This is a genomic window from Flavobacterium cheonanense, from assembly GCF_039539185.1.
Taxonomy (GTDB): domain Bacteria; phylum Bacteroidota; class Bacteroidia; order Flavobacteriales; family Flavobacteriaceae; genus Flavobacterium; species Flavobacterium cheonanense.
In genome coordinates this window covers 190,312-208,665 of the sequence record NZ_BAABCT010000003.1, presented here as the reverse complement: position 1 = coordinate 208,665, position 18,354 = coordinate 190,312, and the positions used below count along the sequence as shown (strand labels likewise).

Sequence of the window (18,354 nt, the reverse complement as noted above, 5' to 3'; positions counted from 1 at the left end):
CGCTATTCTATTTCAAAAATGGAACTTAAATTTGTCCCAAGTAGTTAGGTTAATTTTTGTTATACAGAGGATTTTTAAAATTCTACAAGTTTTAGCAAAAAAAATAATAATTCCTTGATGCCACATTCTTCGTTTAGATTTTTTCTAAGGTATAAATTGATTTGGGGTCTTTTTTATTCACAAGGTATTAAAGGAGTTATTAGAATTAAATGTGAGAAAAAGCAGCTTTTTATAGCTGCTTTTTTGATTATTATGTATTTTTTAATGTCATTTAAAATTGATATAAATATTTCTAAACCAATAAAAAAATAATCACTACTTTTGCATCGTTTTTTAACAACTTATTTATCATGGTAAAAGATTTATTTGAAAGAATACAAAATAATAAAGGACCATTAGGAAAATGGGCTTCACAAGCAGAAGGATACTTTGTGTTTCCTAAACTAGAAGGAGAATTAGGTCCAAGAATGCAATTTCAAGGAAAAGATATTTTAAACTGGAGTTTGAATGACTATTTAGGTCTTGCTAATCATCCAGAAGTAAGAAAAGCAGATGCTGATGCAGCCATTCAATATGGTGCAGCTTACCCAATGGGAGCAAGAATGATGAGTGGTCATACCAATGCTCACGAACAATTAGAGAATGAATTAGCGGCTTTTGTTATGAAAGAATCTGCTTATTTATTGAATTTTGGTTACCAAGGAATTATGTCATGTATTGATGCATTGGTTACTAAAAATGACGTTATTGTTTATGATGTTGATGCGCATGCATGTATCATTGATGGTGTTCGTTTGCATATGGGAAAACGTTTTACTTACCGTCACAATGACATTGAAAGCATGGAGAAAAATCTTCAACGTGCTACAAAATTAGCTGAAGAAACTGGTGGTGGAATTTTATTTATCACTGAAGGAGTTTTCGGAATGCGTGGTCAACAAGGAAAGTTGAAAGAAATTGTAGAAATGAAAAAGAAATACAATTTCCGTTTATTAGTTGATGATGCTCATGGTTTTGGTACTTTAGGTAAAACTGGAGCTGGAGCAGGAGAAGAGCAAGGTTGTCAAGATGGAATTGATGTTTATTTTTCGACTTTTGCAAAATCAATGGCGAGTATTGGTGCTTTCTTAGCTGCTGATAAAGATATTATTGATTATTTAAAATATAATTTACGTTCACAAATGTTTGCAAAAGCATTACCAATGATTCAAACAGTTGGTGCTTTAAAACGTTTGGAATTGTTACGTAAATCATCAGAATTGAAAGATAAACTTTGGGAAAACGTAAATGCTTTACAAGGTGGATTAAAAGCTAAAGGCTTTAATATTGGTGATACAAATACATGTGTAACTCCTGTTTACCTTGAAGGTTCAATTCCTGAAGCAATGATTATGGTAAATGACTTGAGAGAAAACTATGGTATCTTCTTATCAATTGTGGTTTACCCTGTAATTCCAAAAGGAATAATTTTATTAAGAATGATTCCTACAGCTTCTCACACTTTGGCTGATATTGATGAAACTTTAGCAGCATTTGAAGCTATTCGTGAGAAATTAGTAAACGGAACCTATGCTAAAATTGCAGAAGCAAGTGTTGAAAATGTAGAATAATTTTTTACAATATATTTCATAAAAAAATCCATCAGCAATGATGGATTTTTTGTTTCTATAAATCAATTTTATAAGTTCTACGTCTTCTGAAAATCACAGGATCAAAATGCTTCCATATTTGATGGATTGCTGTATTGTCTTCTAATTCAGGAGTTCTTATGCAGTTTTTAATTCCTTTTTCGGTAAATGTATTGTAACATTCATTAAAAATTATTGCAGTTACACCTTTGTTTTGATATTCTGGTAAAACTCCAATTAAGTAGAATAAAACGTCTTTACTTTCTCTTTTAGCTTTCAATAAATGATAAAATCCAAAAGGAAATAATTTACCGTTAGCTTTTTTCAATGCTTCCGAAAAACTCGGCATTACAATACTAAATGCAACCATTTTATCGTCTTTATCCAAAACAAACTTGATGTACTCTGGATTAATAAAACTGATGTACTTCTTTTTGAAATATTCTTTCTGAACTTCTGTAATTGCTACAAACGAAGATAAACTTGCATACGATTCATTAAAAACATCAAACATCTCATCAACATAAGGCATGATGTCTTTTGTTTTGGTGAAATTTACTGGTTTCAGTTGGTAACGTTTCTTAATTAGCTCTTGAATTTTAAAGAAAAACTCAGGTTTTACATTTTCAAAAGGAAATTTATTTTCGAGATATTCTTTCTCTTTAACATATCCTAATTGTTCCAAATGCTCTTTGTAATAAGGATAATTGTACCAAGTTATCATGGACCCCATTTCGTCAAAACCTTCGGTTAGAACGCCAACTTTATCCAAATTTGAAAATCCCATTGGACCTTCAACATATTCTAAATTGTTTTTTCTTCCTAATTCATATACTTTTTCAAGTAACGCTTTTGTTACTTCTATATCATCAATAACGTCCCACCAACCAAAACGAACTTTCTTTTTTTGTTGGTCGTTTACTTCATCCCAATTGATGATTGCTGCAATTCTTCCTACTATTTTATTGTCTTTGTAAGCCAAATAAAAATAAGCTTCGGCACTATGAAATGCTGGATTTTTAGTTTTATCAAATGTTTCTAAATCATCTTTTATTAATGGCGGAACCCAATAAGGATGATTCTTGTATAATGAAAACGGAAACTTTACATAGTCTTTTAATAACGCCTTAGTATTGGCTTCAATTATTGTAATCATTTTTGATTATGGTTTTTCAACTTGAACTTCGTCTAGACGCTTTTTCTTTTTATCTTTTTCTTTGTCTTTTTTACTCTTGTCTTTCTTTTTGTCACCTTTTGGAGCTCTAATCATAACATCTTTGTAATTAGTAGTAGAACGCCAAGAAAGTCCAAATCCAGCAAATAAAAAATCAGGAGTTGTTTTGAAGTTTTTACTTACATAAGCATCAACTTGAAGGTTTTCATTTACTAAATAAGCTGCTCCAGTTGAGAAGAAACCATCAGCATAATAATCTCCTTGAAGTCCTTTATTTTCTAGATAAGCTGACCATTTATCATTAAATCCTTTGGTTAAAGTTGCAATATAACCAAGTGTTTGATTGTTAGTTCCAACTTTATCAATAAATACATTGGTAACAAAAACCCAAGCTCCAGGAAAAATTTGCTGAGTAATCAACATACCTTTAGGACTAATTCTACTAATCTCTTCACCACCAAATAAGAATGGATTGGAACTGAAATTCAAATTAGCACCAGCATAAACAGAAACCGCAGGAATTAATTGACGCCATTTAAACTTATAATTGGCTTTCCAACTGTATAAATTTACTTTTTCTTCATAATTTTTAAATGGATCATAAACCAAATATTTTAATCCAAGGGTTGAAGTTTTTAATCCTTTTCTTGTGGATTCTATAAAATCATCAGAAGTGTACGTGTCATTTTGATAGTTTAACTCTAAAATTGTTTCCAATTGTTCTTTAAAAAAGCCATATCTTACATTAAAATCTCCACTGAATCCGGTAGCACTATAATCTAAAATACTATGCTTTTCATTAACATAACTCAAACCAGATTCAATTTGAATGACAGTTTTTCCAACAGCAAATGCAGACATAGACTCTCCAGGACGATTAGAATTAATAACATCAGTATGCTGAGCATTAACTTTAGTAATCGTTGTAAGTACAATAAAAAGAGCAAAAAGATTTATTTTCATTTTATGAGAGTTTGCTATTTTGATTTAGAAATTCAAATGTACTATTAATTTATTATTTATTTAAGAGCTAATGCTAATTTTGAATGTGGGAATTTAGTATTTTTGACAAAATTTTTATTTTATGCAAGAAGCAGATTTTAGAGGTGTTGTAAAAATGTTATTTTATTTAATAGCTATTTATTACATTATTAAGTTTTTAGCACGTTTATTTTTACCAGTGATTGCTAAAAAAGTGGTTGAAAAAGCAACCCAACAGTTTCAAGAACAAGCACAGCAACAAAATCAACAATATCAAGATAATTACAATACATCAACAAAAAGCGATAAACCTCGTGAAACAAAAAAAGTTGGTGAATATATAGATTATGAAGAAGTTGATTAACTAAAATTGTTTAAAGTTAGAATGTTTAAAATCTAACATCTAATATCAAAAATCTAATATTTAAAATGAAGCAACTTCAAAAATTATATCCTCATATACTTGCCATTGGTGGTTTTATTCTAATTGCGTTAATTTATTTTTATCCTGTATTGCAAGGGAAAAAGATATCTCAATCAGATATTGTGCAATATACGGCTATGGCTAAAGAGCAAAATGACTTTAGAGCATCTGAAAATGCTGAACCCTATTGGACCAATTCCGCTTTTGGAGGAATGCCAACATATCAGTTGGGAGCAAAATATCCAAATGATTTTATTGGTAATATAGATGATGCTTTACGATTTTTACCTCGTCCTGCCGATTATTTGTTTCTATATTTCTTAGGATTTTATGGATTGATGTTGGTCTTGAAAATCGATCCATTAAAAGCTTTTTTCGGTGCTTTAGCTTTCGGATTTTCTACTTATTTGATAATTATTCTTGGCGTCGGACATAATGCTAAAGCACATGCAATAGCCTATATGCCATTGGTTGTTGCAGGTGTAATCATGGTTTTTCAGAAAAGATTTTTCTATGGAGGAATGCTGACAATGTTTGCTGTTGCCTTAGAAATCAATGCCAATCACTTTCAAATGACGTATTATTTGTTGATTGTTCTTATTGGTTTAGGAATTTATTACTCCTATAAGTTTATCAAAAATAAAGAGTTTAAACCTTTGTTAAATGTTGTAGGAACTTTTGCAGTTGCGTTAATTTTTGCAATAGGTTCTAATGCAACTGGTTTACTAGCAACAAAAGAATATGCCGATTTTAGTACTAGAGGAAAAAGCGACTTAAAATTACAACCAGATGGAACTAAAAAAGAAAGTACTTCTACATTAGATAAGGAATACATAAATGAGTATAGTTATGGAATTGCTGAAAGTTTTAATTTAATTGCACCAAGACTTTTCGGAGGAGGAAGTGCAGAAGAGCTTGATGAAAATTCAGCAGTTTACGATTACATGTTAAAATATGGGGCATCAGAAGGAGAAGCTAAACAGTTTACTTCCTATTATGCAAGAACTTATTGGGGTGAACAACCAAGTGTTGCAGCACCAGCCTACATTGGAGCTATAGTTTTCTTTTTGTTTGTTTTGGCAATGTTTCACGATAAGAGAAAACTTAAGTATGTTTTTCTAGTAGGAGCAATCGTTTCATTAATGCTTTCTTGGGGAAAAAACTTCTCAATTATTACCGATTTATTTATCGATTACATGCCAATGTATGATAAGTTTAGAGCGGTTTCTTCAATACAAGTTATTTTGGAATTGTGTATTCCTATTTTGGCTGTTATGGGACTTCATTCGTTTTTTACAACAAATAAAGATAAACAATGGGATAGTTTGTGGAAAGCTGCGGCAACTTCATTAGGTTTAATAATAGTTTTATTTGTATGTAAAGGAGCATTTGATTTTGTTGGAACTATGGATGGAGATTTACGCCAAATGTTGAGTCAAAGTCAAGATAAATCGTTTGGAATTGGTTTTATAGATGCCGTTAGAGCCGATAGAAGAACTATGTATTCGGCAGATTTACTTCGTTCAGGATTCTTTATTGTTTTGGCTGCTTTAGTACTTTGGATGTATACCAAAAATAAAATGGCTCAATCTACAGCGATTATTCTTGTTGGAATTCTTATGGTTTCCGATTTGTTTTTTGTGGATAAAAAGTATGTTAGTAGTAGAGATTTTGTAAGCGCAAGAGAAGTGGATGTTCCATTTGAACCAACAACTTCCGATATGCAAATACTTCAAGATACAACACATTATAGAGTTTTAGAAGTTGAAGGAAATTTGTCAAGTGCTCGTGCGTCGTATTTTCACAAATCAATTGGTGGTTATAGTGCTGTTAAACCAAGAGCAATGCAAGAATTATTTGACTATCAAATTGCCAAAAACAACAAAGAGGTAATTGATATGTTGAATGTAAAATACATCATCCAAACTAATGATAAAGGCGAAGAGTTTCCAACATTAAATCCAGATGCTAATGGAAACGCTTGGTTTGTGTATGATTTGCAAAAAGTTAATTCGGCTGATGAGGAAATGAAGGCATTAGATAAATTAGACACAAAAAATAAAGCAGTATTTACAGTTGAACCAATGGTTAATGATGGATGGCGTCAAAAATTTGTTAAAGACACAACTGCAACAATCAAACTTACATCATACAAACCAAATCATTTAAAATACACTTCAAATAATAAGAGCAAAGGTTTTGCAGTGTTTTCTGAAATGTATTACAAGAATGGTTGGATTGCAACTATTGACGGAAAAGAAGAACCAATTTTAAAAGTAAATTATGCCTTAAGAGGATTAAACATTCCGGCTGGAAATCATAAAATTGAATTCAAGTTTGAGCCTCAAGTTGTAAAAACTGGAAGCATGATTGCTTTAGTTAGTTTTATTGGAATGATGTTACTTTTGGTTGGTGGAATATATTTAGATAGAAAGAAGAAAAAACAATTGTAAGGCTAAATTTTTGTAAATTTGATTATTAGTTTCAATAAAAATGGAAGCAAAAAAACTAAATCATGCTCATCCTTCTAAAATGGAAGAACGTTATCTTGATGAGATTAGAAAAATGACGCCTCAACAACGTTTTGAAAAATTGATGGCTATTATTGAGCTATCTTATCTTTTAAAAACTTCCAAAAAAATATCAAAGTAAGTAAATGAATAGTCAAATAATTGAAATTTGGAAGTATTTTTCTTTGAACAAAGTCAAATATTTGACCATTGGTGGTTTTGCCGTAAACATATATGGTTACGGAAGAAATACAGGTGATATTGATATCTTTATCGAAGATTCAATTGAAAATCGCGAGAATTTACGAGAAGCTTTGAAACAATCAGGAATTGGAGATTTTGAAAATATAAAGACTATGCAATTTATTCCAGGTTGGACAGATATTTCCTTAAATTTTAATCTGCGATTAGATATCATGACTTCTGTCAAAGGTCTAGAGAATCAAGATTTTCAAGAATTACTTGATAAAGCTTATGTTACTGAAATTAGTGGAATTCCTGTCTACTTTTTAGATTACGAAAACCTTATTAAAGCCAAAAAAGCTACCAATCGTCCAAAAGATATTTTAGATATTGAAGAGTTAGAAAAAATTAATAAAAATTCTAATTTATAATTTTGGAAGCGGAACAAAAAAAACTTTTAATCATAACCTACTATTGGCCTCCTGCTGGCGGACCAGGTGTACAACGTTGGTTAAAATTTGTAAAATATTTGCCCGATTTTAATGTTCAACCCATAGTTTATATTCCTGAAAATCCAACTTATCCTATTGTAGATGAAGGTTTGATGAGTGAAGTTTCTGATAAAGCAATTATTCTTAAAAATAAAATATTCGAACCTTATCAATTAGCCGGATTTTTATCTAAAAAAGAAACCAAAAAAATAAGCTCAGGAATTATTCCTGCAGCTAAAAAACAAAGTTTTGTTGAAAAAATGATGCTTTGGGTTCGAGGCAATTTATTTATTCCTGATGCACGTAAATTTTGGGTAAATCCTTCTGTGACTTATTTAAAAAAATACATTCAAGAAAATAATATTGATACCATTGTAACTTCTGGTCCACCACATTCATTGCATTTAATTGGTTTGAAATTAAAACAAGAACTAGGAGTGAAGTGGTTTGCCGATTTTCGTGATCCTTGGACTACCATTGGTTATCATAAAGCGTTGAAATTATCTTCTTATGCGGATAAAAAACATAAAGCATTAGAACATCAAGTTTTAAATACTGCTGACATTATTATTGTTACAAGTAAAACGACAAAAACAGAATTTCAAGCTATTACTAATAAGCCAATTGAAGTTATTACAAATGGTTATGATGTTGAAAACGTTCCAAAACAAACTTTAGATGAAAAGTTTACGTTGGCACACATTGGTTCGTTTTTATCGGACAGAAATCCGAAGATTTTGTGGGAATCTTTACAAGAATTGATTTCTGAAAATGAATTGTTTAAAGCTCATTTTCAATTAAAACTTATTGGAAAAGTAAGTCAAGAAATATTGGATTCAATTTCAGAATTTAAATTAGATGCTTATCTCAATAATTTAGGATATGTTTCTCATTCAGAAGCTGTAAAACATCAGAAAGCTTCACAAGTTTTGTTATTAATCGAAATTGATTCTGAAGAAACCAAAAGTATTATTCCTGGAAAATTATTTGAATATATGGTTTCTGAACGACCAATAGTCGCCATCGGACCAAAAGATTCTGATTTTGCAGAAATCATCACGTCAACTAATACAGGTACTTTCTTTACTTACAATGAAAAAGAGCGCTTAAAAAAGACTATTTTGTCTAATTTTGAGTTGTATTTAGATAAGAAATTACAAGTTTACCCGGTTGGTTTACAACAATATTCTCGAAAGAGTTTGACCGAAAAACTCGCAAAACTCATAACTAGTAATTTGTAACTTTAAATGGGAATCGTTCAAAATCAATCTATTAAAAACACCATTATCACTTTCTTTGGATTTGGAATTGGTGCAATCAATGCGTTGTTTTTGTACACTAATTTCCTAGGAAAATTACATTATGGAATTGTTGCAACGATACTTTCTGGAGCAAATATTATGATGCCATTGATGGCTTTTGGAGCTCAAAATACTTTAATACGTTTCTTTTCGCAATATAAAACAGAAAAAGAAAGAGAAGAGTTTTTGACTTTTATGTTGTTTTTACCTTTGGCGTTTATTATTCCTATTACTGCGATTTTTTATATTTTTTATGATTCAATATCAAGTGGTTGGCTCAACGAAAATCCTACTTTAGAACCTTATTTTTGGCTAATTCCAATCGTTGGTTTGTTTATGGCTTACTTTGAAGTGTATTATGCTTGGGTGAAAGTACACATGCAATCGGTTATTGGAAACTTGATTAGCGAAGTTTTGATTCGTGTTATCGTAATGTTTTTGCTATTCGCTGTTTATTTTGATTTAATTGAAAAGTCAACATGTGTTTATGGAATTGCGTTTGCTTATTTTGTTCAACTAATTGTCATGAAATTCTATGCAATTTCTGTAAAAATGCCAGTTTTGCAATTTGTTATTCCTGCAAATATTAAAGAAATTATTCAATATTCCTTTTTTATAATTGTTTCTGGAGGTGTTGCTGTGATGCTTGTCGATTTTGACAAAGTCATGATTCCGTTTTATAAAGATATAAGTCAAAATGCTTTATACGCTGTTGCTATTTTTATTTCAACTGTTATAATTGTGCCTTACAGAGCAATGAATCAAATAGTTGCGCCAATTACTGCAAAATTAATGGCAGAAAATAAACACGATGAATTGAATGATTTGTATAAAAAAAGTGCCATAAACCTTCAAGTAATTGGTGGTTTTATCATGATGCTTATCTTTTTGAATATCAAAGAATTGTATAAAATAATTCCAGATGAATATAGTGGTGGAATTTGGGTTGTTTTTATGATTGGTTTATGTAAATTCTATGATGTTTTGCTGGGAAATAACAATGCTATAATTGTGAACACAAAATATTATAGAACGGTTTTACTTTTTGGAATTATGACTGTGGTATTAATGATTGTTTTGAACATGATTTTTATTCCACTTTATGGAATTGAAGGTTCAGCATTTGCAACATTATTGACAATAATAATTTACAATACTATTAAGTTATTTTATGTAATAAAGAAGATGAATTTATATCCATTTACAATCAAAACAGCTTATTCTTTTGGGATTTTAATTGCTTGTTTTCTTTTGTTTTTCTTTTGGGAATTTCCTTTTCATGCAATAATTAATATTGGTTTAAAATCTATTTTAATTTCTGTTTTTTATTGGTTTTTGAATTATAAATTAGAAATTTCTGAAGAAGTAAATCAAGTTATGAACTCAATTTTGAAGAAAGTAAGATAGATTCTGAAATGAAATAGATTCTGAATCAAGTTCAGAATGAAAAATCCTGCATCATCTTCCCAGAATCCGCAGGATTTTAACAAACCTAACCAACCAATCAATCTTTTATTCTTTATCTTCTTTAGTAGCATCATCTTCTACTAAAGCTTTTGTTCCGTCTGTTCTGTAATAGTAGTAACCATTTCCGTTATTACCGTTTCCGTAATTTGTTGCAGTAGCGTTATTGTTGTATATAAAACCACTATTTCTTTTCACTTGACCAATCATGTCGATTATTTCACCACGACGGTTGTAAACAATTCTCATTCCACCTACTTGTGTAAGAGCAAATCTGTTGTATCTCATATATACTGAACCAATTCTACTAACTCTATCACGGCTATCGTAGTTGATGAAAGTGTTTCCAACTCTACGAACTCTACCAAAACTATCATGTTCAATTAAGACACCAAAGTTCACTGGATTGGTTCTATTTACTTCAGAAGTTCTCTTTCCTGCTAATCTATAGTGATGGTCTCCTTGAGAGTCATCTGGACGTGTATTAAAATCAAAGTCTCCATTGGTAAAAACGAAAAACTCAATGCCTCGTTCTGTAAATGAAATTGGTTCATCAAAATTACAACTTGTAGTTGTGTTGTGATTTAAACTTCTTGTTTCTTGTGCAATTGTTACACTTGTTGTTAACAAAATGCTTGCTACTAATAAAGTAATTGTTCTCATAATAAATCGTTTTAAAGCTTTTGCTTACTCGTTCGATTTTCAGCTTCTTCGATCAGATAATCTTTCTGATGTTTAGTACATTCCAACATGTGTGCCAAAGCCATTATAATGATTTGTCAACGATTTGTTAATGATTTTTAAGCTATTGAAAAACAATTTGTTATTTAATAATTAATCTCTAAGAAATTAATTTAGTAAGTAACCAAAATTTTATTACTTTTGATTCCATTATCTAAATAACTATCATTTTTTGTTATGAATTTCACAAAACGAAACCTACTATTAATTGTTTTTACTTTATTATTAACTACCAATTCATTTGGTCAAACGTTTGAGCAAGCTTATGCTAATGTTGTAAATCAATGTTCTCAAAGTAACATTACTACCAATTTAACCCAATATGAAGCTTTAGGCGTTAAGAGAAGAGGAACTCCAGCTTTACAAAATACTTTAGATTGGTTAAAAAATAAATACTTAAGTTATGGATATACTTCCAATCAACTTCAAGAATATTCTTATACTTACACTGGATCAACAGCAGTTTGTAAAAATTTAGTAGTAACAAAAATAGGAACTCTTTATCCGAATACATTTCTAATAGTTTGTGGTCATTATGATTCAATTGTAGGAACAGGAACAAATGACAACGGAAGTGGAGTAGTTTCTATACTTGAAATTGCAAGATTGTTGCAAAATGTACCAACAGAATATTCTATAAAGTTCATCAATTTCAGTGGAGAAGAAGACGGATTAAAAGGAAGTCAGAATTATGTTTCTGCAGTAGTTAATTCTACAACTCCAAAAATGGATATTCGTTTAGTTTTCAATTTAGACGAAGTTGGAGGAGTTGCCGGAATGGTAAACAATACCATCACTTGTGAACGCGATACTTCATCACCTACAGTAAATAATGCAGCATCAAATACATTTACCAATCAACTTATAACTTGTGTTGGACTGTATTCTCCATTAGATACTTTATTAGCATCGGCTTATGGCTCAGATTATATATCATTTCAAAGTAATAGCGATATTATTACAGGTTTTTACGAAACAAACGAAACAACTCACAGACATACTTCAACCGATTTATTAGTAAATATGGATCCTGTTTATAATTATAACGTTGCCAAAGCTGCAATAGGCGCAACAATGCATTTTGCTAGAGCAAGTACAACAGTATTATCATTAGATGCTAATAGTTCTGATTTTAATGTAAGTTTCTTTCCTAATCCAACAAAAGATATTTTAAACATCAATTTAGGTTCGATTACAGAAACTAATTATACTTTTTCTTTAATAGATATCAACGGAAAAGAAATTTTAAATATTCCTATTCAAAATGCAAAATTGATTGAATCTATTCCGGTTTCCAATTTGTCTAAAGGAATTTATTTAGGTGTTTTGAATGTAGGTGACAAGAGAATTACTAAAAAAGTAGTTATAGATTAATAAAAATGGCTTCTAAATTTAGAAGCCATTTTTTATGATTTATTAAAATAAACAAATTACATTTTGATTATTTTCTTTATAATAGTTTCATTTTCAGAAACAATTTTCAGAATATAAATTCCTGATTCAAATGATTTTGTGTCAATTAAAGTTCCAGAAGTAGCATCTTGATTACTTTGTATTAATTTTCCGCTAACATTATAAATATCATAACTAAAATTTGATTTCAAACCTTCTATTAAAATAAAATCATTAAAAGGATTTGGATACAAGGTCACTGAAGATGAACTTATTTCAGTAGTATTTAAAGTTGTTGGTGTGAATCTGTAAACTGTGTTTGGCGCAGGAGTTCCAGTTATTGTAACATCAGTAGTTGCAAGAGTAGGATTAGAAGCTTGTCCTGTTAAAAAATGTGCATTTGAAAAATTATCATTAATATCAACACCGCTTACTCCTATTATAGCACCAGAATCGCCTCCATAAAAACTCACACTATCTGTTACTAAACTTGGACCATAACGATATTCAATAATATTAGTTCCTTCATATAGCCAAATTTGAAAATTCACAAACATTGCAAGAGAATTATCGTTGAATGATCCACAATTTTTAAATTCTATTTTTGCAATTCTATTTCCAGTAACTCCATCAATTTTATAACTAATAGGTGATAATGAAGTTGAACCGCCATCACCACGATCAATCAAATCAGTCGCAAATGAGGCAACCGCTTGGAAAATCGTACCAGTAGTTTGTTGAACAATATAACTATCATAAACTTTAAAATTTGAGTTTGTATTACCATTGATGGTAAATGAAAAAGGTAATACTAAATCATATTCTGGATCATCCCAAATTTCACCATTACTTATAGAAGTTGTTCCTGTTAAGTTGGAGTAAGTATTTGTTAGATTACTAAAAGTGTAATTTTGAGCTTGAATTGATAAACTCAAAAGTAATAATAGAATAATTGTAGTTTTTTTCATGTTTTATTTTTTTTGCAAAATTATAATTTCTCTTTCAAATATTTCCCAGTAATCGACGCTTTGTTTTTCACAACATCTTCAGGAGTTCCTACTGCTAATAGTAATCCACCATTTTCACCACCTTCTGGACCTAAATCAATGATCCAATCAGCACATTTAATTAAATCAAGATTGTGTTCAACAACGATAATTGAATGTCCTTTATCAATTAGAGCTTCAAACGATGTCAATAATTTTTGAATATCATGAAAATGCAATCCAGTTGTAGGTTCGTCGAAAACAAATAAAGCTTTGTCTTTGGTATTTCCTTTTACAAGAAATGAAGCTAATTTAATACGTTGTGCTTCACCACCAGAAAGAGTAGAAGAAGATTGTCCTAATTGAACATAGCCTAATCCAACATCTTGCAAGGGTTGTAACTTCTGCATAATTTTAGCTTGTTTGTGCTCGCTAAAGAACGAAATGGCATCATCAATAGTCATCGTTAGAATGTCATCGATGTTCTTTCCTTCAAAATTTACTTCAAGAATTTCTTTCTTAAATCGTTTTCCGTTACAAGTTTCACATGGTAATTCTACATCGGCCATAAAAACCATTTCTACATTAATAGAACCATCACCTTTACAAGTTTCACATCTTCCACCATCTACATTGAATGAAAAATGTTTGGGTTGATAACCACGAATTTTAGATAATTTAGTTTTAGAAAACAAATCACGAATATCATCATAAGCTTTAATATATGTAACAGGATTAGAACGCGAACTTCTTCCTATTGGATTTTGATCTACATATTCTATATGATGAATTCTGTGATAATGTCCTTGCATATCAGAGAATTGACCGGCTTTTTCACCTACGCCTTCTAATCTTTTTTGAATCGCAGGAAATAATATTTTTTTAACCAAAGTACTTTTTCCGCTTCCAGAAACTCCGGTTACAACGGTTAAACACTCTAATGGAAAACGAACATCAAGATTCTGTAAATTGTTTTCTCTTGCTCCAAGAATATCTATATAAGTATTCCATTTTCGACGTGTTCTTGGAACTTTTATTTCTAATTCTCCATTAAGATATTTAGCTGTTAGTGAATCTGATTTTAAAATTTCATCAAATGTTCCTTGTGCCACTAAATTTCCACCATGAGTTCCGGCTTCTGGACCAATATCAATAATCATATCGGCTTGTTTCATAATATCTTCGTCGTGTTCAACAACGATTACGGTATTTCCTAAATCACGAAGATTTTTTAGAACTCCAATCAATAATTCCGTGTCTTTTGGATGTAATCCGATGCTTGGTTCGTCCAAAATATACATCGAACCTACCAAACTACTTCCTAACGAAGTTGCTAAGTTAATTCGCTGAGATTCTCCACCAGAAAGCGTTGCTGAATTTCTATTTAAAGTCAAATATTCTAATCCAACGTTACTCAAGAAAGCCAATCGGCTATTGATTTCAATTAAAAGTCGTTTGGCAACCGTTTTATCATAATCAGACAATTGTAAATCAGCAAAAAACGGAATTAATCTCTTGATTGATAAATCTACTAAATCAGAAATGGTTTTTCCACCAACTTGAATGTAATTGGCTTCAATTCGTAAACGTTTTCCTTTGCAAACATTACATTTGGTTTTCCCACGATAACGCGAAAGCATCACACGATTCTGGATTTTATAGTTTTTTTCCTCTAATTCCTTAAAGAAATCGTTTAATCCTTGAAAATATTGGTTTCCTTTCCAAACCAAGTCTTTTTGTTGTTCAGAAAGCTCAAAATATGGTTTATGAATAGGAAAATCAAACTTGTAAGCTTTGTTTACCAATTCATCTCGGTACCAACCCATACTTTCGCCACGCCAAGGATAAATAGCGTTTTCAAAAACTGAAAGTGCAGTATTTGGAATCACTAAATCTTCATCAATTCCTATGATATTTCCATATCCTTCACAAGTAGGACAAGCACCATAAGGATTATTAAAACTAAATAAGTGAACGTTGGGTTCTAAAAATGTCATGCCATCCAATTCAAAATTAGAACTGAATTCTAAACGATTATTATTTGATAAATCTTGCAGATAGCATTCTCCTTTTCCTTCAAAAAAAGCAGTTTGAATAGCATCAGAAAGGCGATTAAAGAACTCTTCTTCCTCTTTAACAATGATTCTATCAATAATTAATAAAACGTCTTTATTATCTAGTGAATGTTGGTCAATTTCATCCAAACGAACCATTTCGTTATTAACCAAAATCCTAGCAAATCCTTGTTGTAGAAGAACTTTTAGTTTGTCTTCTAGTTTTCTTCCTTGTTCTAAATGAATAGGAGCAAGAAGTAGCCAACGACTTTCTAATTGGAATGTTTTTACTTTATTGATTACATCAGAAACAGTATCTTTTTTAACTTCGTTTCCAGAAACAGGAGAAATTGTTTTACCAATTCTAGCAAAAAGCAATTTTAAGTAATCATAAATTTCTGTAGAAGTTCCAACAGTTGAACGAGCATTGGTAGTATTTACTTTTTGTTCAATAGCAATTGCAGGAGCTATTCCTTTTATATATTCAACTTTAGGTTTGTCTAAACGTCCTAAAAATTGCCTTGCATAGGAAGATAAACTTTCTACATATCTACGTTGACCTTCGGCATACAAAGTATCAAATGCTAAAGATGATTTTCCCGAGCCTGAAAGTCCTGTTATTACAACCAATTTATTTCTTGGAATAGCAACATCAAGTGACTTTAAGTTGTGAATTTCAGCACCTTTTATTAAGATGTTCTTTTTAGGTTCAAGTTTAGAAAAATCTTTTGTAATCATAGCAAGATTAGAATTTTTGCAAAGATAATGATTTATGAAATGTGATATAGTATTATGCGGTCAGTAATAATGATGAAATGTTAATTTGAGAATAATGTATATGTTATTATTTTATGAATGATTTTATGATATTGACAAAATTGTGTATAAAATTTAATGTATCATTAATTCTTTAAATCATAATTTCATGCTTGTATGTTAAAATTAACTATACATTAACTCAACATTGTTATTATTTTTTAAATTTTGATTATGATTGTTAAATACTACAAAATCAAGGATGTGCTGTTAATTTCAAACGATTTAGTGTTTTTTTATTTTGTATAGTTTTTATATAGTTAAACAAAAAATGTTCGTTTATAATTAATGGTATATTTGAAATATTAAAAAAATCAATTAAAATTCATATTATGAAAAAAATTACTTTACTTATTGCATTAGTAACATGCGCATTTGGTTTTTCACAAAATTTAATTACTAATGGTAATTTTGAAAGTGGAACTACTGGATGGTCTGGTAACCAAGCAACAGCTCCAAACATTGTTACTGTTTCTGGTAACAGTTATTTTTCACACAACGTAGTAGCTGCTGGAAATCCATGGGATGCTAACTTAAGTTATGTATTAAACATTCCAACTGCGGGTGTAAATTACAGGCTTACTTTCACTGCTTGGTCTACTGCTAATCGTGTTTTAACAGCAGGTATTGGTTTAAACCAAGATCCATGGACGAATGTTAATCAGAATATAAATTTAACTTCTACTCAACAAACGTTCATTTTAAATTTCACTTCTAATTTTGCTAGCCCAACAAGTAGAATTATTTTTGATATGGGACAAGCTACTGGCTTTGTTAATATCGATAATGTTATTTTAGAGATTGTTGCTACACCGCCACCAACATTGCCATTAATTCAAAATTTTGAAGCTCCAATTAGTTATGTTGATGTTGTTGGATTTGAAGGTGCTTCTGCTGCAATTGCTACAGATCCTGCAGCAGGTGCTGCAAACGGAAATGTTTTACAAGGTACTCAAGTAGTTGGAGGAAATCCATGGCAAGGTATTGAATTTAAACAAACTCTGAAAAAAGCAAAACTTACAACAAACAAAACTATGCAAGTTGATGTTTATGCTTCACAAGCTTTTAATATGTTAGCTAAAGTTGAAGTTGGTGCTCCAGCATCTGCTACTTCTCAAGCATACACAACACCAGGACAATGGCAAACTTTAACTTTTAACTTTGCTGTTCCTATGGACGGAACTGGTGCTGCAAATGGAGAATATGAAAAAATAATTTTCTTTGGTAACTGGAATGCTACAAATACAGGATTTATCACTCCACCTACAAACTTAGTATTTTATGTAGACAATATTAGAGCTGAAGAAGCTGCAATAACTCCACCTCCATCGGATCCAACAGTAGCTGCGCCAACTCCTCCAGCGAGACCAGCAGCAGATGTTATTTCTTTGTTTAGTGATGCTTATTCTAATATTGGAATTACTGAATGGTCAACTTCTTGGGATGATTCAAATGTTGCAGACCTTTCTATTGCAGGAAATGCTACTAAAAAAATCACTTTTGGAAACTTTTTAGGAGTGCAATTAGCTGCATATCAAAATGCAACTGATTTTACTCATTTCCATATGGATTATTATATCAACCCTGGAACAGATTTAATTGGAAAAGTAATTAATCCAAAATTGTCAAATCATGCTGCTCAAGCTGGTGAGACTTCAGCATTGTTATTAACTCATCTTCCTACAACTACTGGTTCTTGGGTTTCTATAGATGTACCTCTAACAGCTTTTGGTGGAGATCAAACTAGAGGTTCTATTTATCAATTTTTAATTACATCTAATCTAGGTATTCTTTATGTTGACAACATTTACCTTCATAAAAATACGGTTTTATCTAATGCAAATTTTGAAGTATCTACTTCTAAAATGTATCCAAATCCTACAAAAGATTCATTTACTATTGAAGCAAAAGGAATTATACAAAACGTAGCTGTTTTTAATATGTTAGGTCAAGAAGTGTTATCTATTAATCCAAATGATTTATCAGCAACTATCGATTTATCAGGTTTCCAAAATTCTATTTACTTGGTAAAAACAAATATTGATGGAAATGTAACTACTTCTAAAATAATTAAAGAATAAGTTTTATAATTAGTCAGTTTTAAAGCACGTCTATTGGCGTGCTTTTTTTATAAAAAAATTTATATATTTAACAACATATAATTTTTATCTAATGAATTTGAGAAATTGTTTTTTTATTTATACATTGT

The 18,354-nt window shown here is 30.5% G+C and carries 14 protein-coding genes; 9 read left to right on the top strand and 5 right to left on the bottom strand.

The genetic code is table 11. The features are described 5' to 3' along the window. The first annotated feature begins 350 nt into the window (after nt 1-350). Complete coding sequence (gene capB / locus ABD766_RS07820) at nt 351-1,610, top strand: cysteate-C-fatty acyltransferase (RefSeq protein WP_344816146.1); 1,260 nt, start codon at nt 351-353, stop codon at nt 1,608-1,610. 55 nt (nt 1,611-1,665) lie between these two features. Here capB and ABD766_RS07815 read toward each other — a convergent pair whose 3' ends face one another. Both ABD766_RS07815 and ABD766_RS07810 read right to left on the bottom strand, forming a co-directional pair. Beyond that, nucleotides 1,666-2,784, bottom strand: coding sequence for an RAD14 family DNA repair protein (locus ABD766_RS07815; protein ID WP_344816145.1), 1,119 nt, complete (start codon nt 2,782-2,784; stop codon nt 1,666-1,668). A 6-nt stretch (nt 2,785-2,790) separates the two neighbouring features. Then, nucleotides 2,791-3,765, bottom strand: coding sequence for a transporter (locus ABD766_RS07810; protein WP_344816144.1), 975 nt, complete (start codon nt 3,763-3,765; stop codon nt 2,791-2,793). Nucleotides 3,766-3,886: 121 nt separating this feature from the next. Here ABD766_RS07810 and ABD766_RS07805 point away from each other — a divergent pair, with 121 nt between their 5' ends. The 6 genes from ABD766_RS07805 to ABD766_RS07780 all read left to right on the top strand — a co-directional run bounded on the left by ABD766_RS07805 (nt 3,887) and on the right by ABD766_RS07780 (nt 10,099). After that, complete coding sequence (locus ABD766_RS07805) at nt 3,887-4,147, top strand: DUF4834 domain-containing protein (protein WP_298302337.1); 261 nt, start codon at nt 3,887-3,889, stop codon at nt 4,145-4,147. A 65-nt stretch (nt 4,148-4,212) separates the two neighbouring features. Then, nucleotides 4,213-6,660 (top strand): YfhO family protein, encoded by a 2,448-nt coding sequence (locus ABD766_RS07800; protein ID WP_344816143.1) that lies wholly within the window; start codon nt 4,213-4,215, stop codon nt 6,658-6,660. 40 nt (nt 6,661-6,700) lie between these two features. Next, nucleotides 6,701-6,859 carry a hypothetical protein gene (locus ABD766_RS07795; RefSeq protein WP_298302331.1) on the top strand — a complete coding sequence of 53 codons (159 nt, stop codon included), beginning with the start codon at nt 6,701-6,703 and terminating at the stop codon, nt 6,857-6,859. A gap of 4 nt (nt 6,860-6,863) precedes the next feature. Further along, nucleotides 6,864-7,331, top strand: a complete 468-nt coding sequence (locus ABD766_RS07790; protein WP_298302328.1) for a nucleotidyltransferase — start codon at nt 6,864-6,866, stop codon at nt 7,329-7,331. Nucleotides 7,332-7,333: 2 nt separating this feature from the next. After that, nucleotides 7,334-8,632 carry a glycosyltransferase family 4 protein gene (locus ABD766_RS07785; RefSeq protein WP_344816142.1) on the top strand — a complete coding sequence of 433 codons (1,299 nt, stop codon included), beginning with the start codon at nt 7,334-7,336 and terminating at the stop codon, nt 8,630-8,632. A gap of 6 nt (nt 8,633-8,638) precedes the next feature. Then, nucleotides 8,639-10,099, top strand: coding sequence for a lipopolysaccharide biosynthesis protein (locus tag ABD766_RS07780; RefSeq protein ID WP_298302321.1), 1,461 nt, complete (start codon nt 8,639-8,641; stop codon nt 10,097-10,099). Nucleotides 10,100-10,204: 105 nt separating this feature from the next. Here ABD766_RS07780 and ABD766_RS07775 read toward each other — a convergent pair whose 3' ends face one another. Further along, nucleotides 10,205-10,819 (bottom strand): hypothetical protein, encoded by a 615-nt coding sequence (locus tag ABD766_RS07775; RefSeq protein ID WP_344816141.1) that lies wholly within the window; start codon nt 10,817-10,819, stop codon nt 10,205-10,207. A 255-nt stretch (nt 10,820-11,074) separates the two neighbouring features. Between ABD766_RS07775 and ABD766_RS07770 the strand changes: the two genes are divergently transcribed. Beyond that, nucleotides 11,075-12,271 carry a M28 family peptidase gene (locus ABD766_RS07770; protein ID WP_344816140.1) on the top strand — a complete coding sequence of 399 codons (1,197 nt, stop codon included), beginning with the start codon at nt 11,075-11,077 and terminating at the stop codon, nt 12,269-12,271. A gap of 56 nt (nt 12,272-12,327) precedes the next feature. Here the strand turns inward: ABD766_RS07770 and ABD766_RS07765 are convergent, their stop codons facing one another. After that, a complete protein-coding gene (locus ABD766_RS07765; RefSeq protein WP_344816139.1) occupies nt 12,328-13,257 on the bottom strand; it encodes a T9SS type A sorting domain-containing protein in 930 nt (309 codons plus the stop codon). A 20-nt stretch (nt 13,258-13,277) separates the two neighbouring features. Then, nucleotides 13,278-16,067, bottom strand: coding sequence for an excinuclease ABC subunit UvrA (gene uvrA / locus ABD766_RS07760; protein ID WP_344816138.1), 2,790 nt, complete (start codon nt 16,065-16,067; stop codon nt 13,278-13,280). Nucleotides 16,068-16,477: 410 nt separating this feature from the next. Between uvrA and ABD766_RS07755 the strand changes: the two genes are divergently transcribed. Next, the gene (locus tag ABD766_RS07755) at nt 16,478-18,226 is read left to right on the top strand and encodes a T9SS type A sorting domain-containing protein (RefSeq protein WP_344816137.1); all 1,749 of its coding nucleotides are present in this window, start codon (nt 16,478-16,480) and stop codon (nt 18,224-18,226) included. The last annotated feature ends 128 nt before the right edge of the window (nt 18,227-18,354 follow it).

What these genes read in the sequence shown, in the direction of transcription:
- capB (WP_344816146.1), top strand. Translation starts at nt 351, where the DNA reads ATGGTAAAAGATTTATTTGAAAGAATACAAAATAATAAAGGACCATTA.
- ABD766_RS07815 (WP_344816145.1), bottom strand. Translation starts at nt 2,784, where the DNA reads ATGATTACAATAATTGAAGCCAATACTAAGGCGTTATTAAAAGACTAT.
- ABD766_RS07810 (WP_344816144.1), bottom strand. Translation starts at nt 3,765, where the DNA reads ATGAAAATAAATCTTTTTGCTCTTTTTATTGTACTTACAACGATTACT.
- ABD766_RS07805 (WP_298302337.1), top strand. Translation starts at nt 3,887, where the DNA reads ATGCAAGAAGCAGATTTTAGAGGTGTTGTAAAAATGTTATTTTATTTA.
- ABD766_RS07800 (WP_344816143.1), top strand. Translation starts at nt 4,213, where the DNA reads ATGAAGCAACTTCAAAAATTATATCCTCATATACTTGCCATTGGTGGT.
- ABD766_RS07795 (WP_298302331.1), top strand. Translation starts at nt 6,701, where the DNA reads ATGGAAGCAAAAAAACTAAATCATGCTCATCCTTCTAAAATGGAAGAA.
- ABD766_RS07790 (WP_298302328.1), top strand. Translation starts at nt 6,864, where the DNA reads ATGAATAGTCAAATAATTGAAATTTGGAAGTATTTTTCTTTGAACAAA.
- ABD766_RS07780 (WP_298302321.1), top strand. Translation starts at nt 8,639, where the DNA reads ATGGGAATCGTTCAAAATCAATCTATTAAAAACACCATTATCACTTTC.
- ABD766_RS07775 (WP_344816141.1), bottom strand. Translation starts at nt 10,819, where the DNA reads ATGAGAACAATTACTTTATTAGTAGCAAGCATTTTGTTAACAACAAGT.
- ABD766_RS07770 (WP_344816140.1), top strand. Translation starts at nt 11,075, where the DNA reads ATGAATTTCACAAAACGAAACCTACTATTAATTGTTTTTACTTTATTA.
- ABD766_RS07765 (WP_344816139.1), bottom strand. Translation starts at nt 13,257, where the DNA reads ATGAAAAAAACTACAATTATTCTATTATTACTTTTGAGTTTATCAATT.
- uvrA (WP_344816138.1), bottom strand. Translation starts at nt 16,067, where the DNA reads ATGATTACAAAAGATTTTTCTAAACTTGAACCTAAAAAGAACATCTTA.
- ABD766_RS07755 (WP_344816137.1), top strand. Translation starts at nt 16,478, where the DNA reads ATGAAAAAAATTACTTTACTTATTGCATTAGTAACATGCGCATTTGGT.